Origin of the sequence: Streptococcus sp. 477 (genome assembly GCF_013277295.1) — a bacterium.
Classification (GTDB): Bacteria; Bacillota; Bacilli; order Lactobacillales; family Streptococcaceae; genus Streptococcus; species Streptococcus pseudopneumoniae.
In genome coordinates, this window is the sequence record NZ_VMMQ01000072.1 from 17,463 (window position 1) to 28,729 (window position 11,267).

Below are 11,267 nucleotides of genomic sequence, written 5' to 3' on the forward strand. Positions count from 1 at the left end.
TATTTGATATCTAAATGATATCACTTTGTTTTTAAAAGTCAATAGAAAGTTGAAAATAATCACTAAAAACTTTCAGCCCAATAATTTCTTTTAAAAGGTGAGATTATATTGTGCTCAAATACTCTTTTATTCTTATAACTTTTACACTATAATTGTAGTTAGAAAGGAAGAGAAATGTTTGATTATAGAGCACTAGTTATTTTGATGACTTTGATGGATCATTGTGAGCTATCATTATATGAATTATCTGTTAAGGTGAGCTTACCTATAAAGGAAGTCAAAGAAGGAATAGATTATTTAGTGCCTTATCTAGCTAATAAAGGGATAGTGCTGGATAAAAAACAAGGTCGCTATAGTTTATCAAATCGTACGAAGCAGTCTTTGACAGATATTATTAAGTCGGATGAATTGGTTTTACCAAAGTCGACTCGCTTAGCTTTAATCTATCTTTACACTTTTTGCCGATTAGATTTTATATCGAATAATCATTACCAAGACTTTTTGAAAGTAAGTAAGAATACAACCTTATCTGATATTCAATCATTAAGAAAGATTATGTTAGATAATGATTTGGAGCTAGGGTACAGTAGAGCAAAAGGTTATACTTTACACGGTTCAGAGTGGAATAAGCACCGCTTAGCTTTTCAAATGGTTAGTGAGTTGCTGGAATCCTCCATAGGGATTTGGGGTTTGGATTATGTTTTATCCAGTTGGGGGTATTCATTAACTTATGATTTGATAAATCAGGTAGTTAAAGATTATTATGAGAAGCTACAGCTAGTACCTATTGTTAATCAATTAAAAGTTTACCTTTTCGGTTTAGTATTCATTCTGTGTAGGTATCAAAGGGATGTTGAAAGAGTATGTCTTTCAGAGACATTAGTATCTCCTGTTATTCAAGATATAACCACTATTTTATTGGATACAGTGGTTGATTTGGGAATTATAGATACGGTGTTTTCTGAGGATGATTATCGCTATATCACAGTTTTATTATCAAGTTGCTTTGAAGGTGAAGTAGATGTTGCTCCGGTTTACTTTAATCAATTAACAGAGGCTATTATAAGTAGAATGGAAGATATTTCTTTGTTACATTTTAAACAAAGGGAAGGATTGAGAGAAAATCTTCGCCGCCACCTTATACCGGCTTACTATAGATTAAAGTTCGGCCTACCTAGTTCAAATGAATATGTATTGCATGTTAAAGAACATTATCCTGATTTATTTGAATTAGTCAAAGATTCTTTGATGCCCTTGATGGACGCTATTGACAATCCCATACCTGATAGTGAAACAGCATATTTTGTTATCCATTTCGGAGGTTATTTAAAGAAAGCAGATACTTTGCCTCAAAAATGGTATAAAGCAGCAATCATTTGTCCTAATGGTGTTAGTTCTTCATTGATGTTAAAAGAGAATCTATTAGCATTATTTCCTCAAATTGAGTTTATAGGAACCTCAAAGATTGATGATTTACAGGTGAAAGCTAGTAGTGACTATGATATGGTTTTTTCTACCATAAAGGTGGAGACAGAAAAGCCAAATTATCTAGTTTCGGTTATGATGACTGAAGAGCAAGCAATACAACTAGTAGAACTAGTGTTAAAAGATTTTCCGAATTTAGAGTATGGAGATTTTGAGATTGAACAAATCCTGAATATTGTCAAAAGATATGGAATTATTACACAAGAATTGGAATTAAGATTGGCGTTAAAGAATTATCTTTATCAAAAAAATGATAGAAAGGAAATTGTACCAGTGCTAGAACAACTTATTACCAAAGAAACCTATCAGGTTAGTTCGCAAAAATTAGGATGGAAGGAGGCGATTCGTTTAGCAGCTAAACCGCTTTTGGATCAAGATAAGATAACTGAGAACTACCCTGAGGCAATGATTCAAAAAGTAGAAGAGTTTGGACCTTTTATTAATTTAGGGAAGGGAGTAGCAATTCCTCACGCTCGGCCAGATGAAGGTGTGAATGAAATAGGAATGTCAATGTTAGTTTTGGAAGAACCGATTTATTTATTGGATAATCCAGAACAAGAGGTAAGATTGTTGATTTGTATTGCAGCCATTGATAATGAGAGTCATTTAAAGGCTTTGTCACATTTAACAACAATTTTAAGAGATAAAAATCATGTTCAAACTTTAATATCATCAAAAAACTATGATGACATTAAAATGATAATTAAACAGGAGGATTAGATAATGTTAAAAATTGGTACAGCTTGTGGTTCAGGATTAGGTTCAAGTTTTATGGTACAGATGAATATTGAATCTGTATTGAGTGATTTGAATGTTTCGGATGTAGAAGTTGAACATTATGATTTAGGTGGAGCAGATCCAAATGTAGCTGATATTTGGATTGTTGGTCGTGATCTAGCTGATTCAGCTAGTCATCTTGGAGATGTTCGTATCTTAAATAGTATTATTGATATGGATGAACTACGAGAATTAATTACTAAAATTTGTGAAGAAAAAGGACTTATATAGGAGGCTAGCGTCATGATGAAGTTCATATTGGATATTGTTAGTACACCAGCTATTTTAGTAGCTTTAATTGCAATTTTAGGATTAGTTCTTCAGAAGAAGAAATTACCTGATATTATTAAAGGTGGAATTAAGACCTTTGTTGGTTTCTTAGTTGTATCTGGTGGTGCAGGAATTGTACAAAATTCTTTGAATCCATTTGGTACCATGTTTGAGCATGCTTTTCATTTATCTGGCGTTGTGCCGAATAATGAAGCAATTGTAGCTGTAGCTTTAACAACATATGGCTCAGCTACTGCAATGATTATGTTTGCAGGTATGGTATTCAATATCTTAATTGCTCGTTTTACTCGATTCAAATATATCTTTTTAACAGGGCACCACACTCTATATATGGCGTGTATGATTGCAGTCATTTTATCAGTTGCTGGCTTTACAAGTTTGCCTCTTATCTTACTAGGAGGATTAGCACTCGGTATTATTATGAGTATTTCCCCAGCATTTGTGCAAAAATATATGGTTCAATTAACTAGAAATGACAAGGTGGCTTTAGGTCATTTCAGTTCTTTGGGATATTGGTTGAGTGGTTTTACTGGTAGCCTTATCGGTGACAAATCAAAATCAACAGAGGACATTAAGTTTCCAAAGAGTTTAGCTTTTTTACGTGATAGTACTGTTAGTATTACTTTATCCATGGCAGTTATTTACATTATTGTAGCTATCTTTGCAGGGTCAGAATATATAGAAAAAGAAATCAGTAGTGGTACAAGTGGTCTAGTTTATGCTTTACAATTAGCAGGTCAATTTGCAGCAGGTGTATTTGTTATTTTAGCAGGTGTTCGCCTTATTTTGGGTGAAATTGTTCCAGCCTTTAAAGGTATTTCAGAGCGTCTTGTACCTAATTCAAAACCTGCTTTGGATTGTCCGATTGTTTATACTTATGCACCCAATGCAGTTCTAATTGGATTTATCTCTAGTTTTGTTGGTGGTTTAGTAAGTATGGCAATTATGATTGCTTCAGGAACGGTTGTTATCTTACCAGGCGTTGTACCTCATTTCTTCTGTGGAGCGACTGCAGGTGTCATTGGGAATGCATCTGGTGGTGTTCGTGGAGCCATTATTGGAGCATTTTTACAAGGTATTTTAATCAGTTTTCTTCCAGTCTTTTTAATGCCAGTTTTGGGAGGACTTGGTTTCCAAGGATCAACTTTCTCAGATGCAGATTTTGGTCTATCAGGAATTATTTTAGGAATGTTAAATCAATTTGGTTCACAAGCAGGCATTGTGATTGGTCTTGTTCTTATTCTAGCAGTTATGTTTGGAGTATCCTTTATTAAAAAGCCATCTGCAAAGGAGGAGTAAGGGATGATTTTAAGTGAAAATAGAGAAGATGAGTTAAGAAAATTTGCGACTAACATCCGATTAAATACTCTTAGAACATTGAATCATCTTGGATTCGGACATTACGGAGGAAGTCTGTCTATCGTAGAAGTTCTAGCAGTGCTTTATGGTGAAATAATGCCAATGACTCCAGAAATATTTGCAGCACGAGATAGAGATTATTTCATATTATCAAAAGGTCACGTAGGACCAGCTCTATACAGTACACTCTATTTGAATGGTTTCTTTGACAAAGAATTCTTATATTCTTTAAATACAAATGGAACCAAATTACCGTCTCATCCTGATAGAAATCTAACGCCGGGCATAGATATGACAACTGGCTCTTTAGGACAGGGAATTAGTGTTGCAACCGGACTTGCATATGGTCAGAGAATAAGAAAAAGTCCCTTTTATACCTATGCTATTGTTGGAGATGGTGAGTTAAATGAGGGACAATGTTGGGAGGCTATACAGTTTGCTTCTCAGCAACAGTTATCCAACTTAATTGTATTTGTTGATGATAACAAAAAACAATTAGATGGTTTTACAAAGGATATTTGTAATCCAGGTGACTTCGTAGAAAAATTTTCAGCATTTGGATTTGAATCCATTAGGGTCAAGGGTTCAGATATTAGAGAAATTTATGAAGGGATTGTCCAATTAAAACAGTCAAATAATTCATCACCTAAGTGCATTGTATTAGATACTATTAAAGGTCAAGGGGTTCAAGAGCTGGAAGAAATGAAATCCAATCATCATCTTCGCCCTACTGTAGAGGAGAAACAAATGTTAACTTCAGTTGTAGAAAGATTAAGTCAGGAATTGGAGGAAACAGAATGATGAGAAGCACGAAAGAATTACGGCATGTATATAGAGACTTCCTTTTAGAGGCTAATCAAAGTGATTCTGATATAGTAGTCTTAGAAGCCGATTTGTCAAGTTCGATGGCTACTCATAATCTTGAAAAGGACTTTGGAGACCGTTATGTGAATGTTGGGATTATGGAAGCAGAAATGGTCGGCCTTGCAGCAGGCTTGTCTATTCAGGGGTTTAGACCTTATCTTCATACATTTGGCCCTTTTGCTTCACGAAGAGTATTTGATCAATTATTTATTTCTCTTGGATACGCACAATTGGATGCCACTGTTATTGGATCAGATGCAGGAGTAACTGCGGAAATGAATGGTGGGACACATATGCCATTTGAAGAAATTGGATTGTTACGTTTAATTCCTAAATCGATCATTTTCGAAGCAACTGATGATATCCAATTTCGTGAAATCTTGAACCAGACATTAGAATTAAAAGGACTAAAATATATTCGAACAATTCGAAAAGCTCCAGAGGCTGTCTATCAAGGTGGAGAAGATTTTTCTAAAGGCTACATTGAGTTAAGACACGGGGAAGATCTTGTAATCGTTGCTTCTGGCATAATGGTTGCTCCAAGTATTCGAGTTGCAGATGAACTGTCTAAATTAGGTTATTCAGTAGGTGTGATAGATTTATTTAGAATCAAACCGATACCAGAACAGATAAAAACAATGTTAAGTGGAAAAACTATATTTACTGTAGAAAACCACAATCAGATAGGTGGAATTGGCAGTGCTTTATGTGAATTATTCTCTGATGATGGAATAACAAAAATTCATCGGATGGGTGTTCAAGAAAGATTCGGTCAAGTAGGGAAAGTGGATTATCTTCTTAATGAGTATGGTTTGAGTGAATCGAATATAAAAGAGAAAGTTCTAGAAATTTATAATGCAAGATAGATGTTGAATACACTGTTCTGAAAGAATTTTTGTAACAATTACAGTACGTTATTTAAAGAAAGCGGATTAAAAAGCATATTCTGGTCATCAGAAAGTGCCCTAATCCGCTTTGTTGTTTTTAGTTTTAAATATTTCATATGTATATAGAATTTTCTTCTGTTCATTGCTTTTAAAATGTGCTATAATAGTAAAAACTGAAATGGGAGGGAACAAATGACTGAATTAGATAAACGTCACCGCAGTAGCATTTATGACAGTATGGTAAAATCACCAAACCGTGCTATGCTTCGTGCGACTGGTATGACAGATAAGGACTTTGAAACACCGATTGTGGGAGTGATTTCGACTTGGGCGGAAAATACACCATGTAACATTCACTTGCATGATTTCGGGAAACTGGCTAAAGAAGGTGTCAAATCTGCAGGCGCTTGGCCTGTACAGTTTGGAACTATTACCGTAGCAGACGGGATCGCTATGGGAACGCCTGGTATGCGTTTCTCTCTAACATCTCGTGACATCATCGCGGACTCCATCGAGGCGGCTATGAGTGGTCACAACGTGGATGCCTTCGTCGCTATCGGTGGCTGTGACAAGAACATGCCTGGATCTATGATTGCCATTGCCAATATGGATATCCCTGCAGTCTTTGCCTATGGTGGAACGATTGCACCGGGAAATCTTGATGGCAAAGACATTGACTTGGTTTCTGTCTTTGAGGGTATCGGAAAATGGAACCACGGTGACATGACAGCTGAGGACGTGAAACGTCTTGAATGTAATGCCTGCCCTGGCCCTGGTGGCTGTGGTGGTATGTATACTGCTAATACCATGGCGACTGCTATCGAAGTTTTGGGTATGAGTTTGCCAGGTTCTTCATCTCACCCAGCTGAATCAGCTGATAAGAAAGAAGATATCGAAGCAGCAGGACGTGCTGTTGTTAAGATGTTGGAGCTTGGTCTCAAACCATCAGATATCTTGACTCGTGAAGCCTTTGAAGATGCCATCACTGTGACGATGGCTCTCGGTGGTTCTACAAACGCCACTCTTCACTTGCTTGCCATTGCCCATGCTGCCAATGTTGACTTGTCACTTGAGGACTTCAATACGATCCAAGAGCGTGTGCCTCACTTGGCCGACTTGAAACCATCTGGTCAGTATGTCTTCCAAGACCTCTACGAAGTCGGTGGTGTCCCTGCGGTTATGAAGTACTTGTTGGCAAATGGATTCCTTCATGGAGATCGCATCACATGTACTGGTAAGACAGTTGCTGAGAACTTGGCTGACTTTGCAGACCTCACACCAGGTCAAAAAGTTATCATGCCACTTGAAAATCCAAAACGTGCGGACGGTCCGCTTATCATCTTGAACGGAAACCTTGCTCCTGACGGTGCAGTTGCCAAGGTATCAGGTGTTAAAGTGCGTCGTCACGTTGGGCCAGCTAAGGTCTTTGACTCAGAAGAAGATGCCATTCAGGCTGTTTTGACAGATGAAATCGTTGATGGCGATGTAGTCGTTGTTCGTTTCGTTGGACCTAAGGGTGGTCCTGGTATGCCTGAGATGCTGTCCCTTTCTTCAATGATCGTTGGTAAAGGTCAAGGAGACAAGGTGGCCCTCTTGACGGATGGACGTTTCTCTGGTGGTACTTATGGTCTGGTTGTTGGACATATCGCTCCTGAAGCTCAGGATGGTGGACCAATTGCCTATCTTCGTACAGGCGATATCGTTACGGTTGACCAAGATACCAAAGAAATTTCCATGGCCGTATCCGAAGAAGAACTTGAAAAACGCAAGGCAGAAACAACCTTGCCACCACTTTATAGCCGTGGTGTCCTCGGTAAATATGCCCACATCGTATCATCTGCTTCACGCGGAGCCGTGACAGACTTCTGGAATATGGACAAGTCAGGTAAAAAATAAACTCATACTCTTCGAAAATCTCTTCAAACCACGTCAGCGTCGCCTTGCCGTAGGTATGGTTACTGACTTCGTCAGTTCTATCCACAACCTCAAAACAGTGTTTTGAGCTGACTTCGTCAGTTCTATCCACAACCTCAAAACAGTGTTTTGAGCAACCTGCGGCTAGTTTCCTAGTTTGCTCTTTGATTTTCATTGAGTATCAAAAAGCAAGCCATTTTCGGCTTGCTTTTTTCATCTTTAAAAGTGATTGGTCTGATTAACGAGGTGGTAGTCCAAGGGCAATACGGCCATAGCGACTGATTCGTGTGATTTTCCAAGCAGGCGACCAGGTAACTTCAACCTTGACATCTTCGATCCCCTCGATTTGTTTCAGACCTGCAACGATTTCAATAGGCAGGCTTTCGGCACAATCACAGGCGGTGTCAGTGAAGGTCATGACAATCTTGCAGAGACCTGTTTCGTCCAGATTGATTTCATAGATCAGCCCTAGATTGTAAACATCCAATTCCACATCTGTATCAAAAACCTTCTCTAGTTTTTCGATAATTTGATCTTGCAAGGCCAAAGCACGGTCATTGATTTTGATATCCTCTCTCATTACAGTCCCTCCACATGATAAATATCCCCTATTTTCTCATAACTCTGACAATTTGGCAAGCTTTTGATGAATTTTCTGAAAAATATGATAAAATGAAGAAAATACGGAATCAAGGGGAAGTCTATGGAGCAGATTGGAAAAGTCTTTAGACAATTACGAGAGTCAAGAAATATCTCACTGAGACAAGCAACCGGGGGACAATTTTCGCCGTCTATGTTGTCCCGCTTTGAAACAGGTCAGAGTGAGCTTTCGGTGGAAAAGTTTCTATTTGCCTTGGGAAATATATCTGCCAGTGTAGAGGAAATTCTCTTTCTGGCGAGAGGTTTTCAGTATGATACAGATTCTGAGTTGAGAAAAGAAATCATAGATGTCTTGGATCCAAAGAATATAGCTCCTCTTGAGGACTTGTATCGCAAGGAGTATCAAAAGCATGTCCATTCTCAAAACAAACAGAAACATATTTTAAATGCCATTATGATTAAGTCTTATATGAAGAGCATGGATGATACGGTAGAGTTAACGGCAGAGGAAGGGAAAGTCCTTCATGATTATTTGTTTTCTACCGAGATTTGGGGAATCTATGAACTCAATTTATTTTCAGTCAGTTCACAATTTCTATCTGCTTCTCTTTTCACTAGGTATGTTAGAGAGATGGTACGTAATACTTAATGAAAATCAAAAAGCAAACAAGGAAGATAGCCGAAGGCAGTACTGGCGTACGGCAAGGCGACGCTGACAAAGTTTAAAGAGATTTTCGAAGAGTATTAGCCCCAAACTTCATCCGCAATTTCCTGGATGAGGGCAATGGCTGATATCAATGTTAAGGAGCTTAGTTATCATGTTACTGAAAATGATGTAGCGATAACTTTTTAAACAATCGTGTATAAAAAGATTTCAATTTTTAAAACCTTAACTATTAAGCTATTCAAATCTATAATTGAATAAAAAAGCGAACAAAACAAAATTCTGATTACCAGAAAAATAGTTTTGTTCGTTTTTTTATATTTGGGGTCGGAATTTTGTTCCAGCCTCTTTTTATTATTGTTGAAAATAGCCTTGTCCTTTCAAACTTCTAAAAATAGGTTGGCTAAGTAGGGTGATGGTTACTAGTTTTCCAAGGTCAGGGAGTATAAATGGTAGGACACCGACTGTAGTAGCTTGTGCTAGAGGCATACCCGATAAGAGATGTAGTCCCAGGATGCCACCGACAAAAACAAGACTATCTCCTAGTAGATTGGCCAGAAAAATTTTAGGGGGACTGGTTTTGGGATGGGTCAGATAGGCGGTCACTCCGGCATAAAGCAAATCAAACCAGAGGTAGCCTGCACTTGGTCCGACCAGGACATGAAAACCAGCACTTCCCCCAGCAAAGACAGGAAGACCGATTCCACCCAAAAGGAGGTAGAGGCCTACAGATAGAAGAGCTTCACGAGGACGAAAGATAGTAGCAATTAGCCCAATCGCTAAATTTTGCAATGTGAAGGGAACAGGACCAAGGGGAAGGGTAATCTGAGCCAGCACAGCAATCAAGGCAGCCCCGATAGCTGGAAGAACTAAGGTGTATGATTTTTTCAAGATTGTCAACCTCTTTTTGTTTTTATGGTAATTATTATAATGGATTTTGACAGATTGTCAACTTTATTTTTAAACATAGGTAACAAATAGTGTGGCAGTCGAAAGGTATAGTTTAAAACTATATATACCTCAAGAAAAGAGTAATGCGATATAATCGATAAATGCTTGTTTAGGGAATCCTTTGCTGGTATAATAGAAGCATCTATTACAACTGATATAGTTTGAAACTATGTTTCTATCAAGGAGGTTCTGTCATGTCTGATTTATTATCGCTTTATGAAACGTTAAAATCAAAGAAATGGGTCAATCTAAGCCATCGTATTGATGAAAATAGCCCGCATTTCCCAGCTCTTCCAGCCTTGGAAAAGAAGGATTTATTCACTTTGAAGGATGGATTCCATGTGCAACAGTTTTCTGTGGTTGGTCAGTACGGTACCCACATTGATGCTCCGATTCACTTTGTTGAAGGTGGTCGTTGGTTGGAGGAGATTGACCTCAAGGACTTGCTTTTGCCTCTTTTTGTTATCGATAAGTCGGCAGCAGTAGCTGAAAATCCAAACTATATTTTGACGAAGCAAGATATCTTGGACTTTGAAGCGGAACATGGACAAATCCTGCCAGAGTCTTTTGTAGCTTTTCGGACAGACTGGTCCAAACGTTGGCCTGATCAAGATGCTATGCGTAATCTTGATGAAAATGGGGTGCAACAGAGTCCTGGATGGAGCCGAGAAGCCTTAGAATTTTTGATTCATGAACGTCAGGTCAAGGCCGTCGGTCATGAGACTTTTGACACTGATGCAGGCATTCCTGCTGCTGAGCATGGGCTTCTCAATGAATACTATCTCTTGGAGCAGGATATTTATCAGGTAGAAGTATTAGCCAACCTAAATCAAGTGCCTGCTACAAGTGCCCTGATTAGTATCAGTTTCCCTAACTGGAATCAAGCGACTGGTTCGCCTGTTCGTGCTTTAGCAATTTTACCTTAGAAATAGAATTGGAGAAAAAGATGACACATACACACGCACCTTTCCGAGTAGATCATGTTGGTTCCTTCCTTCGTCCAAAAGCGCTTGTTCAAGCGCGTGAAGCCTTCGCAGCTGGTGATATCAGCCAAATTGAGTATGAATATGATTTGAGTGAATAGTAAGTTAAACCCCAATTATTCACCCCTAATCTAAAAACCCTCCAGAATCCTTGCCTTAGCTTAGATCCTGGATGGTTTCTTTTTTCACCCAATGGGTGTTTTTTACTAGACAAAAAAGAGTTTCACCTTTATGGTATAAGTGTAGAAAAAAACACAAAAAGAAAGGAAACTCACATGAACAGTTTACCAAATCATCACTTCCAAAACAAGTCTTTTTACCAACTATCTTTCGATGGAGGTCATTTCACCCAGTATGGTGGTCTTATCTTTTTTCAGGAACTTTTTTCCCAGTTGAAACTAAAAGAGCGGATTTCTAAGTATTTAGTAACGAATGACCAACGCCGCTACTGTCGTTATTCGGATTCAGATATCCTTGTCCAGTTCCTCTTTC

The 11,267-nt window shown here is 38.2% G+C and carries 10 protein-coding genes and 2 pseudogenes; 10 read left to right on the forward strand and 2 right to left on the reverse strand.

Annotation, left to right across the window (positions count from 1 at the left end):
• The first annotated feature begins 174 nt into the window (after positions 1-174).
• The 6 genes from HT691_RS08560 to ilvD all read left to right on the forward strand — a co-directional run bounded on the left by HT691_RS08560 (position 175) and on the right by ilvD (position 7,559).
• Entirely contained in the window at positions 175-2,205 is a 2,031-nt protein-coding gene (locus HT691_RS08560; RefSeq protein WP_000460930.1) for a BglG family transcription antiterminator, read from the forward strand.
• A gap of 3 nt (positions 2,206-2,208) precedes the next feature.
• A complete protein-coding gene (locus tag HT691_RS08565; RefSeq protein ID WP_000912478.1) occupies positions 2,209-2,493 on the forward strand; it encodes a PTS sugar transporter subunit IIB in 285 nt (94 codons plus the stop codon).
• 12 nt (positions 2,494-2,505) lie between these two features.
• Complete coding sequence (locus tag HT691_RS08570; protein WP_138700507.1) at positions 2,506-3,852, forward strand: PTS ascorbate transporter subunit IIC; 1,347 nt, start codon at positions 2,506-2,508, stop codon at positions 3,850-3,852.
• A gap of 3 nt (positions 3,853-3,855) precedes the next feature.
• Positions 3,856-4,713 carry a transketolase gene (locus HT691_RS08575; protein ID WP_023933413.1) on the forward strand — a complete coding sequence of 286 codons (858 nt, stop codon included), beginning with the start codon at positions 3,856-3,858 and terminating at the stop codon, positions 4,711-4,713.
• Positions 4,710-5,642, forward strand: coding sequence for a transketolase family protein (locus HT691_RS08580; RefSeq protein ID WP_000986378.1), 933 nt, complete (start codon positions 4,710-4,712; stop codon positions 5,640-5,642). Before HT691_RS08575 ends, HT691_RS08580 begins: the two co-directional genes overlap by 4 nt.
• A gap of 213 nt (positions 5,643-5,855) precedes the next feature.
• Positions 5,856-7,559, forward strand: a complete 1,704-nt coding sequence (gene ilvD / locus HT691_RS08585) for a dihydroxy-acid dehydratase (RefSeq protein WP_000137354.1) — start codon at positions 5,856-5,858, stop codon at positions 7,557-7,559.
• 256 nt (positions 7,560-7,815) lie between these two features.
• On the opposite strand, the gene HT691_RS08590 is transcribed toward ilvD, so the two are convergent.
• Positions 7,816-8,157, reverse strand: a complete 342-nt coding sequence (locus HT691_RS08590) for a metal-sulfur cluster assembly factor (protein ID WP_001206380.1) — start codon at positions 8,155-8,157, stop codon at positions 7,816-7,818.
• A 123-nt stretch (positions 8,158-8,280) separates the two neighbouring features.
• On the opposite strand from HT691_RS08590, the pseudogene HT691_RS08595 reads away from it, so the two are divergent.
• Positions 8,281-8,817: pseudogene (locus HT691_RS08595) on the forward strand (Rgg/GadR/MutR family transcriptional regulator); the annotation flags it as partial.
• A gap of 378 nt (positions 8,818-9,195) precedes the next feature.
• Here HT691_RS08595 and HT691_RS08600 read toward each other — a convergent pair.
• The gene (locus HT691_RS08600) at positions 9,196-9,732 is read right to left on the reverse strand and encodes a BioY family transporter (protein ID WP_023933417.1); all 537 of its coding nucleotides are present in this window, start codon (positions 9,730-9,732) and stop codon (positions 9,196-9,198) included.
• Positions 9,733-9,986: 254 nt separating this feature from the next.
• On the opposite strand from HT691_RS08600, the gene HT691_RS08605 reads away from it, so the two are divergent.
• From HT691_RS08605 to HT691_RS08615, 3 genes and pseudogenes are all read left to right on the forward strand, one after another.
• On the forward strand, positions 9,987-10,718 hold the full coding sequence (locus HT691_RS08605) for a cyclase family protein (protein ID WP_001281647.1): 732 nt from the start codon (positions 9,987-9,989) through the stop codon (positions 10,716-10,718).
• Between the two features lie 20 nt (positions 10,719-10,738).
• Positions 10,739-10,876 carry a hypothetical protein gene (locus HT691_RS08610; RefSeq protein ID WP_023933419.1) on the forward strand — a complete coding sequence of 46 codons (138 nt, stop codon included), beginning with the start codon at positions 10,739-10,741 and terminating at the stop codon, positions 10,874-10,876.
• Between the two features lie 174 nt (positions 10,877-11,050).
• Positions 11,051-11,267: pseudogene (locus HT691_RS08615) on the forward strand (IS1380 family transposase); the annotation flags it as partial.

Bases quoted from the DNA above. Each gene is read 5' to 3' on its own strand.
- HT691_RS08560 (WP_000460930.1), top strand. From the start codon at position 175: ATGTTTGATTATAGAGCACTAGTTATTTTGATGACTTTGATGGATCAT.
- HT691_RS08565 (WP_000912478.1), top strand. From the start codon at position 2,209: ATGTTAAAAATTGGTACAGCTTGTGGTTCAGGATTAGGTTCAAGTTTT.
- HT691_RS08570 (WP_138700507.1), top strand. From the start codon at position 2,506: ATGATGAAGTTCATATTGGATATTGTTAGTACACCAGCTATTTTAGTA.
- HT691_RS08575 (WP_023933413.1), top strand. From the start codon at position 3,856: ATGATTTTAAGTGAAAATAGAGAAGATGAGTTAAGAAAATTTGCGACT.
- HT691_RS08580 (WP_000986378.1), top strand. From the start codon at position 4,710: ATGATGAGAAGCACGAAAGAATTACGGCATGTATATAGAGACTTCCTT.
- ilvD (WP_000137354.1), top strand. From the start codon at position 5,856: ATGACTGAATTAGATAAACGTCACCGCAGTAGCATTTATGACAGTATG.
- HT691_RS08590 (WP_001206380.1), bottom strand. From the start codon at position 8,157: ATGAGAGAGGATATCAAAATCAATGACCGTGCTTTGGCCTTGCAAGAT.
- HT691_RS08605 (WP_001281647.1), top strand. From the start codon at position 9,987: ATGTCTGATTTATTATCGCTTTATGAAACGTTAAAATCAAAGAAATGG.
- HT691_RS08610 (WP_023933419.1), top strand. From the start codon at position 10,739: ATGACACATACACACGCACCTTTCCGAGTAGATCATGTTGGTTCCTTC.